Below are 16,826 nucleotides of genomic sequence, written 5' to 3'. Positions count from 1 at the left end.
GAGAATTGATGCCGACCGCAGGTCCTGCCTTCAGGCTCCTACCCGAAATCAAGAGTTCGCGACTTGAGGATGTCACCCGGAGTATCTCGCAAGACGTCAGTTCAAAAGTCAAGGACCACCTGGCGAGAAAGGGTGTGACGCTGGTCGGGGAAAACAGTCGACGGCAAGTCATGGGACGCGGACGGGAAAGATTCTACAAGTCCCTGACTATGGACTCGGCGCGACGGCTGGAAAACTTCTACCCTTCATTGCGACATTCCGCACTGTCGACCGGGTTCGTTCCGCGCCTCATTGAAATCGAGCGCATAGATGAACAAGTCGGTCTGGCGTGCTTCGAGTACGTCCGGGGCAGGGTCGGTCATACACGTGACACCAAAGAGTGCTTCACGTTGTATTGCGAATTGCAGACGGCTGCCTTGAGAGAGAGCACTCAACCAGCACAGGCTTTGATCGACGTCTGTCGTAACGAAGTGTCCACATGGAACGAAGGACTACTGCAATCCTGGGACCCGGTGAACTGGTCCGATCCCAAGATTCTCAATTGGGCCGGGGTCGACGCAGCGGCCATGACCGAGATCGGTATCCCTGCGCTCCGCTCTGTACCGAGCTTACTGACAGCGCTGTCAGGTGATGAGAAATGTACACCTGTTCACGCTGATCTGTATGTGGGGAACCTCTTACGCACACCCGATGGCCGGTCCGTAATCGTGGATTGGGACGAGGGGTACTGGGGACTGCCTGGGATGGGGCTGCAGATACTTCTCCGCGAGGCGATGGACGAGGGAGTCGAGGGTCTCGAGTACGAGAACCTCCTGGAACTCGCGCCAGGATTCGCAGCGCTGGGGCTGAGCGAAGCTGATCTTGCCATCAGAACGTTGGCCGGCGCAGTAGTCGAGATTGCTGGTGTCAGGCAATCGCTGCGGGAGCTCAACAGGCCACGCGAGAGGCATGCTGCGTACCTGGCGGCATGGGCGTGCCGGTACGCCTGGGCCATCAAAAAGGCACATTCCCTGTAAGAGCCGGGTTTCGGAGAGGGGCGACACGTGTTTGGTTCGGGTCAGGCAATACACAGCGTCGAGCAGTCATGTACAGAAGCCGAGGCTGCCGAGCTGCTACGCCTCGTCGACAAACATATCGAGGCTTTCGAGGGCAAGTACGTGGTCGGTGGGCGCAGGGACGCCTCGGTGCACGAGATCCCAGGTCACACCAGCAGCGAAGCCGCAGCAGTGTACGAGCCCAACGGGCGCATCGAGTGCACGGAGCTGCCGCCCGAAGTCCTGGGCATCCTTGGCGAAATCTTCACCAGGAATCTCCCGTCGATTCAGTATGCGTATCCGAATGCGGTTCGCAATAATGGTTGGTTCTATGTCGAGTATGGGGTCGACCAGTTCGTCAACCCGCATGTCGACTATCACGGCCGGATAGGGGACCCGTGGCCGGGCGTATTGGGGACGGTCTCGCTGTCGGTACGCAATGCTGAGGCCGGTGGTAATTTCTTCGTCGAGTCGAGCGGGGACAGTTCCGTCTGGGAGGGGCCGCACGTCGCGCGGCGTGGGCTAGACTGGAGCACGCCATCCTTCCGAAGTCAGCGCCGTGTCCGCTGGACGGCGCAGCATGAATGCAGAGACATGTTGATCTGGGGCTCGCAGGTCATTCACGGAACGATGAGGGTCCGAGAGGGCCGATCGTGTAAGTTCTTGACGCAGTTGTTGACTGAATCATAGGGGCGACCGATGACCGACCACACCCCGTTGTGCATTGTGATCAATGGACCGTCCGCCGCTGGGAAATCGACTCTCGCGGCGACTCTCCAGGATTACTCGGAGGAGCCGCTCCTCCGGTTCGGGGTCGACGAGCTTTACCGCATGGTGCCTGACCAGTGGGCGGGAGGCGTGCCGAACGCCCGACATGCGGAGAGGGGTTTCACGTATCAGAAAGTCCCCAATATGCCCGAGGTGCGTCAAATTCACAACGGCGTGGATGCCTTGGCCATGCTGTACGCGATGAATGCGGCGATTCTTGGCATTCTGGGCTCCGGTGTCGGCGTGGTCGTCGACGGTCAGGCTTTCGAGCCCAGCGTGAACCACGACCTTGAGAAGCGCCTTCGGGACCTGCAAGGCAGAGGTCTGGCGAGGGTGGCGATCATCGAGCTTGTGGCGTCCGATGAACAACTGGCGGACCGCCAGCGACGGCATGATCATCCGGTCGGCTTGTCCCTGTACCACAATATCCTTCCCAAGCAAGCGGTCCAGCCCGATCTCATTGTGGACACGAGCGACAAGGCGGCCGGTGAGGTGGCTGAACTCGTATGCAACTGGCTGGGGCAGATGTATTTCGAGCACCCGTAGGGCCCGCTGAGGTGGGATCGATCCCGTAATCTTGCGTAACACACAGGGTGTAATTCCGAGGGCGCGGCGACGACGAAACAGGATGCGTCGGCGCCGATAGCTCATGGGGTGCGAGGCTTACACGGGGAGATCTTCGAAGTTCCTCTGGTATTGACGGGGCAATAAAACGAATGATCAAATCCAGTGTGCCTTCACTTCGGATTGATCAACTTCGCAATGTCACTTCCGAACGATTGGGTCTCCTGCGGCTGTCTGTCCAGGACAGCCGTGCAGGTTCCTTCCTGGTCCTGGTGCACTGCGGAAGAGCGGTCGTTCCCGCCGCCACCGCGCTGGCGATCGGCTGGTTGGGGACCGAACTCACCGATTCAGTGTCGGGTCGACAGTCCGCCGCGGCGACCGTGTGGCCGCTGGTCCTCATGTGTGTGCTGTTGGTCGCCGACGAGGTGCTCACTGCTCTGGCCGGCGCCATGGAGCAGTACATTGCCGGGCGGGTGGACGCCAGGGCACGACGGTTCGTGCGCCATCTCGCTCTGGCCCCCCAGGAGATGGCACACCTGGAGGACTCGCAGTTCGCGGATGACGCGGCGCGTGTCTCGGAGGACAGCGGGGGCGTTCCACGCTCGCCCGGCATGGCGGCGGTCGGTCAACTGCGACTGGTATTCCGCATGGCTGCTGCATTCGGCGCTGCCGCCGTGGTCGCCTGGATGTTCTCCTGGGCCCTGGCACTGGTTCTGCTGACCACGAGTCTGACCATGCGTGCGCTGTTGCGTCGCTGGTGGATCTATCTGGCGGCGGTCAGGGACGAACGTGAAGGCTTGCGACGCCGTGCGGAGTACTGGACCGAAGTGGCATCGGCCGGGTCGGCCGGAAAAGAGGTTCGGCTCTTCGGCCTGCACGAGTGGGTGGTACGCCGTCGCACTCGCGAGTTCCTCTCCTGGGTGGAGGTGATCTGGTCCGCGCGCCGCGGAGTGCTGCGTCGGCAGTGGTGGATCGCCGCACTGGCAGGGATCGGCGCTTGCTCCGCGCTGCTGCTGCCTGCCCTGGCCGCAGTACACGGCACTCTTCCGGCCGTTGACGTGATGCCCGTGCTGGTCGCCGCATGGGGCGTGTTCGCCATCGGTCCCATGGGCCAGGAGGCCTTTGACATCGAGTACGGGCTCGGTGCGGTAAGGGCGCTGGACCGGCTGACTGCCGCACATGGGCACAGCGCGGCTGCCACCGCTGTCGAGGGGAACGGTAAGGCCGAGGCGAACGATGCCGTACCGGCCGAAATACGGGCTGAGGGATTGGTGTTCCGTTACCCGCGGGCGAAGGAAGCGGTCGTCAGCGGTCTGGATCTCATCGTCAGCCCGGGTGAGGTGCTGGCCCTGGTGGGGGAGAACGGCGTCGGCAAGACCACCCTGATCAAGGTGATCGCCGGACTGCACTTACCTACTGGCGGACGCCTGCTGGTCGACGGGAGCCCGGTGGAAGGCTCTGATCTGGCCGTCTGGCGCCGTCGTGTCGCCACGGTTTTCCAGGACTTCAACCAGTACCCGCTCTCAGCCGCAGACAACATCGCGCTCGCCGCCCCTGAGTACCGCGACGACTTGGAGGGGGTCCGCGCGGCGGCCCGACGCGCCGGTGCCGCTTCTTTCGTCGAGCAACTGCCGCACGGCTACGAAACCGTCCTGACATCCGGGCGTACGGGCGGCACCGACCTGTCAGGCGGGCAATGGCAGCGGATCGCCATCGCCCGCGCCATCTTCGCCGTGGAGCACGGTCGCGACGTACTGATCCTGGACGAGCCGACGGCCCACCTGGACGTCGAGGCCGAGGCCAGGTTCTACGGACAGATCATCGCCGAGGTCTCCGGCGCCACAGTGCTGCTGATCTCACACCGGCTGTCCACCGTACGCAATGCTGACCGGATCGTGCTGCTGGAAGACGGCCGAATCGTGGAACAAGGCAGCCACGACGAGCTCATGGTCAGCGATCGGGGCTACGCTCGGCTGTTCCGTCTCCAGGCAGCGCGCTTCACCGGCAAAGACGGCCAGACAGACGTGACGGCGCAGAGCGTGGAGGCCGGACGATGAGTGCCCCCTTCAGCACCCTGCACACGGCCCGGCACATGTTCGGCATCGCCTGGCGTACGGACCGTGCCGCGGTGGTCGTCATCGCTGCCCTCGCCGTACCGCAAGCAGTGGCGATCGCAGCCACCGGACTGAGCCAGCGGTGGATCGTCGACAAGGTGCACGCCGCCGATGGGCACTTCGTGTCGGGACTGGTCGTCGCTGTGGCTCTTGGCGTCATCGCCCACATGGCTCTCGCGGCCGGAGGCCGCACGCGCGACAACTACCAGTTCGACGTGACCGATCGCATCGACCTCAGTGTCAATCGCGAGATCCTTGCTGCGGCGTCCGCCATTCCGACCCTCGGACACCTCGAACGCGCCGCCTACCTCGACCGCTTGGCACTGCTGCGTCGGCACACCCGCTCGCTGGCAGGTTCCTGCTGGGCCCTGGGGGACACCGTCATCTCAGTCATCAGCGGCAGCCTGTCGCTGTGGCTCCTGGTCGGCATCAACCCTTGGCTGGGCATTCTGGCGCTGCTCGCACTGCCTCCGCTATGGGCGGCCAATCGCGCTCAGCGCCGCCTCGCGGAGGCCCGTACCGCCACAGCCGAAGACCAACGCCTCGAAGAGCGGCTCCACCGGATGTGCATCGAGCCGGACAGCGGCAAGGAGATCTACATTTCCGGGGCGGGCCCGACCCTGGACCACGTGGCTGACACCGCGCGGCTACGTGTCGTCACCGCCGTACTCAAGGCCCGCATCGGTGCCATCGGCTGGCAACTGCTCGGCTGGCTGTGTTACGCGGCCGGATACATAGGCGGGCTGATTCTGACCGCACGCATGGTGGCCCGCGGCGAAGCGTCGCTGGGAGAGCTCATGCTCGTCATCACACTCGGTTCCCGATTGCGTTCCCAAGTGCACCTCACCGTTGACGGCATCAGCCGCATCGCCGATGCCGGGCACGTCACCGGCCACTATCTGTGGCTCCGTGAGTATGCGCAGGTCGAGCGTTCCGTCGGTACGCTCGCGGCCCCTGCAGCGTTGGAGTACGGAATCGAGCTGCGCGGAGTCGAGTTCGCCTACCCCGATGCCGCGGAACCAGTTCTCACCGGGGTCGACCTGACGTTGCCTGCCGGGACGACCGTGGCCCTGGTCGGTGCCAACGGGGCCGGAAAGACCACCCTGGTGAAGCTGCTCAGCGGGATGCACGCACCTACTGCCGGCACCATCACCGTTGACGGCATCCCTTTGAGCGAACTGGACATCGACGCCTGGCGGCAACAGCTCAGCGGCGCTTTCCAGGATTTCGTGAAATTCCAGCTTCCGGTCCGTCACACCGTCGGTATCGGCCTGCTGAGCGCGCTCGACGACGAGGCAGCCGTGACAAGGGCTCTCACCGAGGCCGGTGCCATGCCCATCGTCGACGGGCTCCCGGACGGTCTGGACACGCAACTGGGCCTGCTCTACGAGGGACACGAACTCTCCCACGGCCAATGGCAACGCTTGGCACTGGCACGTGCTCTGATGCGCCGCCATCCTCTGCTACTGGTACTGGACGAGCCGACCGCGGCCCTTGACCCGATCGCAGAGCACGAGTTGTACGAGGTGTTCATCCGCCAGGCCCGCGGCGAGCGGGGAAGGATCACGTTGCTCGTCTCCCATCGCTTTTCCACCGTACGCAACGCAGACCTCATCATCGTCCTGGACGGTGGCCGCGTCGCCGAACAGGGAACCCACGAGGAACTGATGGCAGCACAGGGCAGGTATGCCGCGTTGTACGCCACCCAGGCCGTCGCCTACCAGTGAGGCCCCCCTGGCCCGCGCCACTGACGGGCTGCGGATCGGCCCGGGTGCCGACGAGCCGCTGTCCGACGCTCGGGCCCTGTGACCGGCGGGTACGCCCGAAAAAGGAGTGCACAGATGACACATGACCGGAAAGCAACCACCCCGTCCGCCGACTACCCCGACGACGATGTCTGGGCGGTGCTTGAGCTTGTCGCCTCCCAGCAGGGACTCGATGAGGAGCCGGACGAGCGTGCTGACCTGGTGCGCGGCCCGGGCTTCGACCACGGCCGCCTGGTCGAGCACGCCATGCGGCACGGGTTGATGGCAGCCCTCGCGGACTATCTCTACCGTCACGGCCTGTATCGAGCCATGCCGGGCTGGCTGCGGAACCCCGTGCTGAACTATCGCTTCCTCAGCGAGCACCGGGCGCGAGTGTTCACGGGTGAAGCGGCGCGGATAGCCGCCAGGATGGAGCAAGCCGGCATCCGGTTTGCGTGGACGAAGGGAGTCATTCTCCAGTCCACCCTGTACGACAGCACGTTCGTCCGCACGTACAACGACGTCGACATGATGATCGATCCGGGCGACCGGGAGGGGACTGAGAAGGCCCTGATCTCGCTGGACTACCGGCCCCGCTCCACCTTCGACCCGGTGAACAAGAAGCTGCGCGATCTGTCCCGGGCAAAGCAGCTCATCTATCGGATGAGCCCCGACCACTTGCCGCACTTCCACCGCCTGACCGATGACGCCTGTGTACCGGCGATCTGCGTGGACGTGGCCAACAGCCTGACATGGCACAACAGCGACTGGCAGGTGCCCATGGACGCCGTCATGGAGGAGATCCGCCCAGTGGAAGTGGTGGGCGGGGTCAGTCTGTCCGCCCTGTCACCGTCCCACTCGTTGTTGTTCTTGTTCCTGCACCTCTTCCGCGAGGCGTGGATCGAGCGTGTCTTTCAGGACGGGGACATCACGCTGGCGCAGCTGGCTGACATTGCGCGGGCATGGCGGCGTACCTCGGCCGAGGACCGGCAGCGAGTCCGAACGGACATGATCGGATTCGGCCTGTCCGAACCTGTGGCATGGGTGGGTGGACACACGGACGCGGTGTTCGGTACCGACGTGGTGAACGAGTTGAGCCTGGCTGACTTCGCGGGCGGGGACTGGCTAGCGAGTGCCCAAGGGAGCGGTGGTCGTCGGCTGCGATGGTCGGGTGACATGCGGGAGCGGCTGCGAAACCCTGCGCAGCTGAAGCTCACGTCCATTGACGAAAAGGGATGAGGCACAGTCCCTCGACGTGGATGGGGGCGCCCCGGCCCAATCGCGCCCCCGTCACAAGCACACTCCCGCTGACGGTCTCCAGGTCAACACCTGGCGATCTCCAGGTCAACACTGGGTCTTCAGTTCAAGCACACAGTTGCGTCTGTAGTCACTGAGAAGAAGGCGATCCGAGGCGTCGGTCACCAAATCGCGGGGGGCGTCGGGAACGTCGAAACCCCCGGCACGCCTGTTGCGCCGGGCAGCGCCACCGTCCCAGGCCCATCGCACCAGCCAGTCCTTCTGCAGGGCGATCACCTGACAGTCCGCGTCGACGACCAGTACGCAGTCAGGCGTCGCACGGACGACGCGAGGCTTGAACAGGCGGTAGCTGGTGCCTGACGAGTCGAAGAATTCGTTCCTTCTCCAAATCTCTGCGCCTGTGACGGCATCCACCAGCAGCACTGTGTCCAGTTCAGGGTCCACGATGACGACCCACCGACCATGAATATCTGCCTGATGCGGATCGCGCAGATCAGTGACAATCCAGGTCGCAACTCCATCGCAATCCACGCGGGCCACCCAGGCGGAGTCACTGTCTACTACGAGTAGTTCACCCTCGCCTATCCACCGACCGTCGTGCGGATCAGACACGGCAAATGAGGCGTCTTCCGCTATTACGCGAGTGAACTCGCTCTCGACCGAGCCGGTTTTGTCCACCACGAGAACGCGGGAATTCAAGCTGTCGGAGACGACCAGGCGACCGCTGCCTGAGATTCGAGCACTCCGTGGCCACCTGAGGTCTTCGCTCTGCCCGTCAACGCCCTTCACCTTGTGAAATTGCCAGCACAGGCCACCGTGTTGATCTACGCCGATGACCCGGTTGTTGTTCGTATCGGCAATGATCAGTTCCCCGGTCGGAGCGCGATCGATCGATCGAGGTCTGGAAAGCATCAGACCGGTGGCTTCGGGGCCGCCCCAGCGCCTTCGGGTGGTCCGGAGGTCCGTGTCCAGCTCCAGCACGGCACGAGCTCCCAAATCGGCGACGTAGATGCCCCCCTGGCAGATGAGGGCATGCCGGGGGTCGACGAGACTCATGTGGTCCGTCGTGCCTCCGAAACTGCTGAGCACGTTGCCTTCCCGGTCCATATGCAGGAGCCGGCGATTTCCTCTGTCTGTCAGTAGATATTGGCCGTCGTGGGCAGAAACCGCTGTCGGGCTGTTCAGGCTGCGCAAGTCTCCATCAGGTCGTCCGAACCGTCCGGCTACGCATTCGAGTTGGCCCTGCGGGGTGAGTCGCATCAGGGCATGCTTGCTCGTGTGGACGAAGAGGATGGCTCCTGAGTCCGAGCAGATACCGGACGGGACGAAATGCTCACCGGGCGGTGGCTGGTACAACCAGGTGAAGGCTCTGGTGGTGAGGGAGAACGAGGCTATGCCGCCTCCGACTTGACGACCACCGGCTTCCTCGACGGAAGCAACGCCAAGGATTAATCCGTCCTCGTCGTCCGCATGACACAGAGACATGACTGCGTTCTTGGCCGGTACCCCTGCGTCGTGAACAGAGCCGTCCTCGCGAACGTGCGCCAGCTTCCACGGGCCGCGGCCGTTCGATTGCCCGAATGCGAAGAACAGGCCGTGTGTTTGGTGCCAGACGGCATCGAAAATGTAGGACCCGGGAGGCCCTTCCACTTGCCGGCTCGAGCCAGGCCCCAGGGGGATGACGCACTGCTTGCCGACATCGATGGCGAACATCCGGCGCGTATCCGGTTGTTCAACGAGCCTCCCCAGCCAGGGCAGGGAATCGTCAGCGACCCACCCTACGATTGGTTGTCCCGCAAAGACGCGTTGGCTGGTGTGATGACCGTCGTCCATGACAGGCCCCTTCTTTTTCTGAGGGAGCTAAGCCGTCCGAATGCTCATCCCCAGCGAAGCAACGCCGCGCAGGACCAGATTGCTCCGGAAGCGGACCGGCGTGGGCTCGGGCTCGAAGGTGGACCAGCGAGGAAGCAGTGCTTCGAAGAGTATCTGTGCTTCTAGGTGAGCGAGGGGAGCACCCAAGCAGTAGTGGATTCCCGTTGAGAAACTGAGTGGCGCCCCCTCGTCGCGTGTGATCAGGAAGAGGTCCGGATCCCTGAATCGAGCAGGATCCCTGTTCGCAGCGCCCAGGAAGAGCAGAACCTGTTCACCCCGCCGGATGATTTCGCCGGAAATCTCCGCGTCCTCGAGCGCTATTCGGCCGACGAGCTGTACGGGAGCTTCCCAACGGAGCATCTCCTGGACGGCGAGTGCAATGGTGTCTTGGTTGCGTTGCAGTGGTGGAATCGAGTCCGGGTGGGTCAGCAGTGCGTAAAAACCGTTGGATATCAAGTTGGTGCTGGACTCGTAGCCGGCCACGAACAAGAGCAAGAGCGTCGAGATGAGTTCCGCTTCGGACAGTCGCCCTTGCGTATCGCGGACCGCTACCAGGTTGCTGATCAGATCCTCTGTAGGGCTGGCCCGCTTGCTGCGGATGACTGATTCGAAGTACTCCTCGACCAGTTCGGTCGCCTTGTAGACCTCGTCGAGGTTCTGAGAGCGTGGCAGGGGGGTGTCGAACGCCTGGATGATCCTTCGCACGTGTGGAATGACGTAATCATGTCCGTCGCGTGGCAACCCCAGTAGCTCGCTGATGACCAGCGCGGGCAGCTGCACGCCGAGGTCGGACACCACGTCAAATTGCTCAGGAATATCAGCGAGCAGCTGGTCCACAATGCTGGCTATGCGTGGCCGGAGGTTCTCTACGACCCTGGGTGTGAAGGCTTTGGAGACCAGTCCGCGGAGGCGCGAGTGTTCCGGGGGATTGAGGTTCAGCATCACCGGAGCGCGCTCGGCGATCCGGGGAAAGCGCCGCCTGAAGGTCTCGTACTGCTCGTCGCTGGTGAAGTCGGCGCGACTGTCGGAAGGGGCGTGCCCGAATCGACGGTCCTTGAGGATGGCCTCGCACTCGTGGTAACGCGTTGCCACCAGCGACCCCATCGCGCTGCGGTGTATGCCTGGCTTGGCTCGAAGTGTGGAATATGACGGGTACGGATCCTGACGTCCGCTCTCCGTCGACAGCAGTACTGCTAGCGCCTTATCTGCTGGGTCAAGCTCAAGAGAATCAGTACCCATAGCCGAGTGCGGATCCAATCTCGGACAGGCTGTTCCGGCCGTTGTCAAGTGCTCTGTCTCGCCTTGGCGGGATGGTCAGCCTAACAGTCGATCCACTTGGAACGGCAGTATGCGGCGTCAAAGATGATCAGGCGAATGCGGAGGCTGACGGCACCGTCGCTCCAGCTTCGATTCAAGTCCGCAATGTCTCGATTGCTGTGATTGTTTTGTCATTTCTGACAAGTGGCTCGTGTCCTATGCGTGGCAGAGCGACAGCTGTCCGTGCGGCTTCGTGGGCCCGATCGACATGATGTCGAGTGCATGACATCCGCGAATGGGTGACCGCTGCCGGCTGCCCCAGCCGCACAGCGGCGTCACGTGCGAAGGCTCATCGCGGACGACGCCCTGCGCGGTGAGGGCCCCGGCGCCGGAGACCTCAACGGCGCGCAGCAACTCATCGGCGTCTCCGCGTCCTTGTCACCGCCAACCACGCTTGGCGCCCCGGCGATCGGCCCGGCCGGAATACCTGCACCGGCAACTCCCGTCCACGGGTGCGACCGGACCGCGAACACGCCAGGCGATGCCTCGACTCAGCGCTGAGCGCGGCATTCGCGCGCCCCACCATCACGAACTTGGCCGTCAACCACACCGAAAGGAAGGGCAGTTATGAGAGCGAGACCCGTCATACGCCGACAGTCCCTGCTCGGCGCGGCACTCACGGTACTGGCTGCGAGTGCGCTCATCGTGCCGGCAACTGCCGCCCACGCCGGCAGCGTCGGCCAGGACAGCGGCCCCGGCACCGTCGACGCGCGCATCGTCGGCGGCCAGTTCGTCAGCGTGCCGAAACCCTCCATCGCCTCGATCGGGGGCGCGAATCACAGGTGCACCTCCACCATCATCGCTCCGCGCTGGGTGCTCACCGCCGCCCACTGCGTCAACCCGGGCGACAGGCCGTACGTCCGGATCGGCTCCCTCGACCGCACGCAGGGCGGTACGAGCGCATGGACGTCAACGTCATCCAGCACCCCTCTTACAGCTGGCCCAACAACGACATCGCACTGGTGCGGCTGGACCGGGACGTCCGCACCACCTACTCCCCGCTGGCGAGCGCGGGCGACATCGCCCGGAACCAGGTGGCCGAGGTGTACGGCTGGGGCTCGGAGAGGACCGACTGGGGCGGCCCGCTGCCCACCCGGCTCAAGTACGCCAGGGGCGCCATGATCGGCACCCAGTGCACTCCTGCCAACCCCGCCGTACTGTGCTTCGGCGCGGGCAACGGCACCACGGCAGGCGGTGACTCCGGCGGCCCGCTGATGGTGTGGAGCCCTCAGACCGGAAGGTGGGTGCAGGCGGGCGTCAGCGCGGTCGGCCCCAAGCCCTCCGGAAGCTGGAGCGGCTACACCAACATCACCCATAGCCGTGCCTGGATCAGGCAGATCACAGGCGTGTAGAACGGCGCCTTCCCTCCGGAGCCCGCCCTCCTGCCGGCCTGATGTCGCGGGGCTCGCGCGGAACGCTTTTGCTCAGGAGGACCTCTCACTGCCTGTACGGCTGTGTCCCTCTGAGAGGAGTTGTTCTGAATGGTGCGTCGTCTTCGTGTACTGCTGCTCACCGGCCTGGTGCTGGTCGCGGGCTCGGTGATGTCGTCCGCTCCGGCCTCCGCCGTCATCGGCGGGAAAAAGAGCACCTACGGTCCATGGGCGGTACGCATGCTCGTTGACGGCAAACCGGCGTGCACCGGGACAGCGGTCGCCCGGCAGTGGATCCTCACCGCCTCGCACTGCTTCTACGAGCAGGCACGACCGGTCGCCGACAGGCGAATCTCCTTCCGGGTGGGCAATCTCGACATGCGCAAGGGCACCACGGTCCGCCCCATACCCCGCAAGCGCGTGGGCAGCGCGCACGCCGACATGATGCTCGTCAAGGTCCCGCCGATGAATGTCCGCACGGCGCGCCTGGCCACGGTCGGCGTCCACCGCGGCCAGGCCGTACGGCAGTACGGGTGGGGCGCCACCTGCACCACGGACGAGAGCGCCTGCCAGTCTCCCGTCCTCAAGCAGTCGGACCTGAAGGTCGTACGGCCCAACGACCCCCTGTGCGCGGGACACACCGCACCGGGTGGCCCCGACTTCTGCATGAAGAAGGTGTCCGGGATTCCCGCCGGGGGCGACTCCGGAGGCCCGGTGATGACCGTCGGCCCGCGTGGCACCGAAACCCTCATCGGCGTCTTCAACGGCTCCGACCGGGAGAAGAGCGCCGAGGCCGGGGAAGTATCCCAGCAACTCTCCTGGATTCGCTCGGTCATTCGTCGATAGCGCCGACACGGCACGCAGCGGCGGCAGGGCACCAACCGACTCCTGTTCCCGGGCGCTGTGGGGCCTCGTCGGCTCCGCCGGGTCGGCCTCGGTGCCGCATCACCAGGTCCGATCACCGCCAGACGGCGCGAGCCGGCGCGCGTGAGAATTCGCGGGTGCTCGACTTCGACACCTGCTACCGGGCGATGGCCAGCCGCGACGCGCGGTTCGACGGGGACTTCTACGTCGCTGTGACGACGACCGGCGTCTACTGCCGTCCCGTGTGCGGCTCGCGTACTCCGAAGCCGGAGAACGTCCGCTTCTTCCGCGTCGCCGCGGCGGCTGAGACAGCCGGTTTCCGGGCATGCCGCCGCTGCCGCCCCGAGGTCGCGCCGTCCTCACGCGAGTGGAACGTCCGTGGGGATCTGGTCGCGCGTGCGCTGCGGCTGATCGCGAGCGGCGCCGTCGACGAGGTCGGTGTCGCGGGCGTGGCGCGACAACTCGCCGTGAGCGAGCGGCACCTGCACCGGCAACTGTTCGCGGAGCTGGGCGCGGGGCCGCTCGCCCTGGCCGTGAACCGCCGGAATCAGGTCGCCCGCCTGCTCATCGAGTCCAGCGCGCTGCCCCTGGTGGACGTGGCGTTCGCCGCCGGGTACTCCAGCGTCCGCCAGTTCAACGAGGGGATGCGGGCCGCGTTCGGCTGCGCCCCGAGGGAACTGCGCACGGCGGTCGGGCCGCGGTCGGGCCACCGTTCCGGGCCGCTGGTGCTGCGGTTGCGCTACCGGCCGCCGCTGGCCGCCGCCGCGCTGCTGGAGTGGCTGCGAGCCCGGGCCATCGCCGGAATCGAGCAGGTGGAGCAGACGCGCTACCGCCGTACGCTGCGACTTCCCCGGGGCGCCGGCTCCGCCGAGCTGGACCTCCGTGTGCGCCCGGCGAGCCAGCAGGCGCACCGGCATCAAGTGACGCTGCGCCTGTGGCTGGAGGACCTGCGCGACGTCACGGCGGCGGTGCGACGCTGCCGTGACCTCCTCGACCTGGACGCCGACCCGGCAGCCGTCGCGGACGCACTGGGCGCGGACCCCTGGATCGGGCCGCTGGTCGAGGCCACGCCGGGCCTGCGGATCCCGGGCTGCGTCGATGGATTCGAGCTGGCGGTCCGCATGGTCGCCGAGCAATACGCTCCGCCGGAGGACGCGCGGAAGCTGTGCGGACGGCTGGCCGAGCTGCACGGCGAGACCTTCGGCGCCCCAGAGGGAGGGCCGGCCCTGCTGTTTCCGTCGGCGCCCGTGGTGGCGGAAGGCGCCCTCGACGTGCCCGGCCTCGGCAAGGAGGCGGCCGCGGCGATCCGGGCGCTGGCCCGCGCGGTCGCCGACGGGGACCTCTCGCTGGAACGGGACGCCGACCGGGCCGGGGCCAGAGCCAGACTGCTGACCCTGCCCGGCGTCAGCCCGTGGACGGCGCAACGCATCGGGATGCACGCGCTGGGCGACCCGGATGCCTTCTGCCCCTGCGACCCGTCCCTCGGCGGGGCGGCCCTGCCGAGGGACGGCGACGGCCCGGAGGTTCCCCCGGGCCTGGAGGAACGTGCCCGCCGATGGCGGCCCTGGCGCTCGTACGCCGTCATGCACCTCACCACGTCCGCCCTCCGCTGACCACTCCCGGCCATCCGCGCGGCCTGGGCAGCCAACCCCCTGTGAGAGGAACGCTCCTCATGCACGCCATGCACGCCATGCACGCCAAGACCGCACCGGCCGCCACCGCCGGGAAGGGACACCACGCCCGATGACGACGTACGCGCGGGTTCTGAGGTCGGGCGGGGGCGGCTTCGGCCGACTGTGGCTGGGCGCGACAGTGTCGCTGCTCGGGGACGGGATGACGTTTCTGGCCCTGTCGTGGCTGGTCATCGACCAAGGCGGCGTCGGTCGGCTCGGCTTGCTGGGAGTGTGCTTCACCGCCCCTGTCGTTCTGGGAGGCATGGCTGTCGGGCCGCTTCTCGACCGCTTGGACAAGCGGACTCTGCTGATCTGCGACAGCCTGTTCCGGGCCGCCTGTGTGACCGCCGTGCCCGTGGCAGCCGCGGTCGGGGACGTACCGACTGCGTTGCCGTTCATGGTGGCCGCTGTCTACGGCCTGCTCAAGATGGTGCCACTGGCGGCCTTTCCCGCCGCGATCCCCCAACTCGTCGATGAGCCGGACCTGGACGCGGCGAACGCCCTGGAGTCCTTCAGCTTCAGCCTGGCCACCGTCGTGGGCCCGGCCTCGGCAGGTGTCCTCGTAGGCGTGATCGGCGCGCCCGCCGTGCTGCTCATCGATGCCGTCACCTATCTGGTCTTCGCGGGCGCGGTCGCGACCGTACGGCGCCCGCTGCCGCCGCTGCGCCGGGTCGCCGGCGCGGAGACACCGACCGGGCGGTGGTCGCTCAAGGCGGTGGCCCGGGACCGGGCGATCGTGGCCACCACGGCCGCCTTCATGCTGTTCAACATCGCCGAGGGCATGCTGCTGCTGGTCGTCGGGCCGTGGCTGGCGAAGAACGAACTGCCGGGCGGCGCTCCCTGGCTCGGGGTGCTGATGGCGGCGGTGGCCGCCGGGGAGCTGGGCGGAGCCGCACTGGCGGGCAGCGGCCGGGCGGGGAGGGCGTCGGTGCGGCGGATCGGGCTGTTCCAGACGGGAGCGGCCCTTGCCGTCCTGGCCGTGCTCGGGGCTCCCCAACCCGTGGTCGTCGGGGCCGGGTTCTTCGCGGTGGGCTTTCTGAGCGCCCCGATGACCGTATGGGCACAGTCCCTGCGGATGCGCCGCATCCCGCCCGAGCTGCACGGCCGGTCCTTCGCCGCGCTGCGCACCCTGATGCAGGGCACCTCTCCGCTGGGAGCAGCGGTCGCGGCCCCCTTGCTGGTGCACGGCGGGCTCGGCGTGTCCGTAGTGTTCATGACCGCCCTGGCGGGACTACCCGGGCTGTATCTGCTGCTGTCTTCGGATCGCGCGGCCGATCAGCCCGCCGACCTGCGCAGCAGGTGCTCCCGTGCGGCCGTGTCCCGTGGTTCGTCGCGCGCCGACAAGTGAGTGGCCACCGCGGAGCGGTGCGCCTCGTCCACGTTGCCGCCGAACTTGAACTTGCCGGTGACGTCACGGATGGTCAGACGCAGTGCGCGGATCTCCCGCAGGCGATGGTGGTGCACTGACGGATCGGCGATCCCGCTCTCCGGCTCCAGCCGCTGGAGCTGCTTCCGCAGCACATCGAGCTTCTCCTCCGGGGCCTCCAGCGCCTGGGCCGTGCATCGCAGTTGCACAGCGGCGTAGTACACCGTCGGAATTCCGTGTGCGGGATCCTCGCCGCCGATCGCCTTCCAGGCGCCGGGAATGTATGACCAGTCGCCGACGACGCTCAGCAGAACAGCGGGATTCTCACGCACTGCGGCGAAGACCGGATTTACCGAGGCCAGGTGCAGCAGTACCGTCTCGCTGTCGTCCAGGATGAATTGCGTGGGTACCACGACGGGAAATTCCCGGTCGCGCCCGACAGCGATGAGCTGCCCGAATCCGTGACCGCGCACGAATTCCAGTGACTCCTTGCGGCTGCCACGGTCATGAGGACGTATCAGCATGCGACCAGACGATACCCGCGGCCCGGTCCTCGAAGTTCTCCGGGTGGTGGCAGGCCACCCGCCGGCCGAGCGTCAACTCCCGCAGCGGCGGCTCGGTCGTTCCGCAGAGCTCCGTGGCTTTCCAGCACCGGGTGTGGAAACGGCAGCCGCCCGGCGGAGAGATCGGCGAGGGCACGTCGCCGTCGAGGAGGATGCGCTCGCTCCTGGCGTTCTTGCGCCGGGGGTCCGGGAGCGGGACGGCCGACATCAGTGCCTTGGTGTACGGGTGCATCGGCGCCTTGTAGAGCGAGTCCCGGTCGGCCAGCTCGACGATCTTGCCGAGGTACATCACCGCGATGCGGTCGGACACGTGCCGGAT

General features: G+C 66.1%; 14 protein-coding genes and 1 pseudogene. 11 read left to right on the top strand and 4 right to left on the bottom strand.

Features of this window, described 5'->3' with window-relative positions; genetic code table 11:
* The first annotated feature begins 8 nt into the window (after window positions 1–8).
* The 6 genes from STRAU_RS40030 to STRAU_RS08335 all read left to right on the top strand — a co-directional run bounded on the left by STRAU_RS40030 (window position 9) and on the right by STRAU_RS08335 (window position 7,464).
* A complete protein-coding gene (locus STRAU_RS40030) occupies window positions 9–1,016 on the top strand; it encodes a phosphotransferase (RefSeq protein WP_158692034.1) in 1,008 nt (335 codons plus the stop codon).
* A gap of 27 nt (window positions 1,017–1,043) precedes the next feature.
* On the top strand, window positions 1,044–1,724 hold the full coding sequence (locus STRAU_RS08355; RefSeq protein WP_037658194.1) for a hypothetical protein: 681 nt from the start codon (window positions 1,044–1,046) through the stop codon (window positions 1,722–1,724).
* Between the two features lie 9 nt (window positions 1,725–1,733).
* Window positions 1,734–2,348, top strand: a complete 615-nt coding sequence (locus STRAU_RS08350) for a phosphotransferase-like protein (protein WP_037658192.1) — start codon at window positions 1,734–1,736, stop codon at window positions 2,346–2,348.
* Window positions 2,349–2,518: 170 nt separating this feature from the next.
* On the top strand, window positions 2,519–4,423 hold the full coding sequence (locus STRAU_RS08345) for an ABC transporter ATP-binding protein (RefSeq protein WP_078621041.1): 1,905 nt from the start codon (window positions 2,519–2,521) through the stop codon (window positions 4,421–4,423).
* The gene (locus STRAU_RS08340; RefSeq protein WP_016639828.1) at window positions 4,420–6,207 is read left to right on the top strand and encodes an ABC transporter ATP-binding protein; all 1,788 of its coding nucleotides are present in this window, start codon (window positions 4,420–4,422) and stop codon (window positions 6,205–6,207) included. The genes STRAU_RS08345 and STRAU_RS08340 overlap by 4 nt, the downstream gene beginning before the upstream one ends.
* A 114-nt stretch (window positions 6,208–6,321) precedes the next feature.
* Entirely contained in the window at window positions 6,322–7,464 is a 1,143-nt protein-coding gene (locus STRAU_RS08335) for a nucleotidyltransferase family protein (RefSeq protein WP_016639827.1), read from the top strand.
* A 105-nt stretch (window positions 7,465–7,569) separates the two neighbouring features.
* Here STRAU_RS08335 and STRAU_RS42310 read toward each other — a convergent pair whose 3' ends face one another.
* Together STRAU_RS42310 and STRAU_RS08325 are read right to left on the bottom strand one after the other, a co-directional pair.
* A complete protein-coding gene (locus STRAU_RS42310) occupies window positions 7,570–9,315 on the bottom strand; it encodes an NHL repeat-containing protein (protein ID WP_016639826.1) in 1,746 nt (581 codons plus the stop codon).
* Between the two features lie 27 nt (window positions 9,316–9,342).
* A complete protein-coding gene (locus tag STRAU_RS08325) occupies window positions 9,343–10,458 on the bottom strand; it encodes a cytochrome P450 (RefSeq protein WP_052029000.1) in 1,116 nt (371 codons plus the stop codon).
* Between the two features lie 780 nt (window positions 10,459–11,238).
* On the opposite strand from STRAU_RS08325, the pseudogene STRAU_RS42895 reads away from it, so the two are divergent.
* The 5 genes and pseudogenes from STRAU_RS42895 to STRAU_RS08305 all read left to right on the top strand — a co-directional run.
* Window positions 11,239–11,553, top strand: a pseudogene (locus STRAU_RS42895) (trypsin-like serine protease); the annotation flags it as partial.
* Between the two features lie 20 nt (window positions 11,554–11,573).
* Entirely contained in the window at window positions 11,574–12,023 is a 450-nt protein-coding gene (locus tag STRAU_RS38895) for a trypsin-like serine protease (protein ID WP_016639824.1), read from the top strand.
* 129 nt (window positions 12,024–12,152) lie between these two features.
* Window positions 12,153–12,887, top strand: a complete 735-nt coding sequence (locus STRAU_RS08315) for a S1 family peptidase (protein ID WP_016639823.1) — start codon at window positions 12,153–12,155, stop codon at window positions 12,885–12,887.
* A gap of 155 nt (window positions 12,888–13,042) precedes the next feature.
* Complete coding sequence (locus STRAU_RS08310; protein WP_016639822.1) at window positions 13,043–14,518, top strand: DNA-3-methyladenine glycosylase 2 family protein; 1,476 nt, start codon at window positions 13,043–13,045, stop codon at window positions 14,516–14,518.
* A gap of 130 nt (window positions 14,519–14,648) precedes the next feature.
* Window positions 14,649–15,926, top strand: a complete 1,278-nt coding sequence (locus tag STRAU_RS08305; protein ID WP_016639820.1) for an MFS transporter — start codon at window positions 14,649–14,651, stop codon at window positions 15,924–15,926.
* Here the strand turns inward: STRAU_RS08305 and STRAU_RS08300 are convergent.
* Together STRAU_RS08300 and STRAU_RS40020 are read right to left on the bottom strand one after the other, a co-directional pair.
* Window positions 15,854–16,468: an FMN-binding negative transcriptional regulator gene (locus STRAU_RS08300; protein WP_037658187.1), complete on the bottom strand. Its 615-nt coding sequence runs from the start codon at window positions 16,466–16,468 to the stop codon at window positions 15,854–15,856. The genes STRAU_RS08305 and STRAU_RS08300 overlap by 73 nt on opposite strands.
* Window positions 16,449–16,826 (bottom strand): oligopeptide/dipeptide ABC transporter ATP-binding protein (locus tag STRAU_RS40020; protein WP_078621062.1); only part of this gene is annotated, 378 nt, incomplete at its 5' end. The genes STRAU_RS40020 and STRAU_RS08300, both read right to left, overlap by 20 nt.

It is taken from the genome of Streptomyces aurantiacus JA 4570 (genome assembly GCF_000414115.1).
Lineage (GTDB): Bacteria > Actinomycetota > Actinomycetes > Streptomycetales > Streptomycetaceae > Streptomyces > Streptomyces aurantiacus_A.
This window is presented reverse-complemented; position numbering and strand designations above follow the sequence as displayed.

Excerpts from the sequence above, each read along its gene's own strand:
- STRAU_RS40030 (WP_158692034.1), top strand. The coding sequence starts at position 9 with ATGCCGACCGCAGGTCCTGCCTTCAGGCTCCTACCCGAAATCAAGAGT.
- STRAU_RS08350 (WP_037658192.1), top strand. The coding sequence starts at position 1,734 with ATGACCGACCACACCCCGTTGTGCATTGTGATCAATGGACCGTCCGCC.
- STRAU_RS08345 (WP_078621041.1), top strand. The coding sequence starts at position 2,519 with ATGATCAAATCCAGTGTGCCTTCACTTCGGATTGATCAACTTCGCAAT.
- STRAU_RS08340 (WP_016639828.1), top strand. The coding sequence starts at position 4,420 with ATGAGTGCCCCCTTCAGCACCCTGCACACGGCCCGGCACATGTTCGGC.
- STRAU_RS08335 (WP_016639827.1), top strand. The coding sequence starts at position 6,322 with ATGACACATGACCGGAAAGCAACCACCCCGTCCGCCGACTACCCCGAC.
- STRAU_RS42310 (WP_016639826.1), bottom strand. The coding sequence starts at position 9,315 with ATGGACGACGGTCATCACACCAGCCAACGCGTCTTTGCGGGACAACCA.
- STRAU_RS08325 (WP_052029000.1), bottom strand. The coding sequence starts at position 10,458 with ATGGGGTCGCTGGTGGCAACGCGTTACCACGAGTGCGAGGCCATCCTC.
- STRAU_RS38895 (WP_016639824.1), top strand. The coding sequence starts at position 11,574 with ATGGACGTCAACGTCATCCAGCACCCCTCTTACAGCTGGCCCAACAAC.
- STRAU_RS08315 (WP_016639823.1), top strand. The coding sequence starts at position 12,153 with ATGGTGCGTCGTCTTCGTGTACTGCTGCTCACCGGCCTGGTGCTGGTC.
- STRAU_RS08305 (WP_016639820.1), top strand. The coding sequence starts at position 14,649 with ATGACGACGTACGCGCGGGTTCTGAGGTCGGGCGGGGGCGGCTTCGGC.
- STRAU_RS08300 (WP_037658187.1), bottom strand. The coding sequence starts at position 16,468 with ATGCTGATACGTCCTCATGACCGTGGCAGCCGCAAGGAGTCACTGGAA.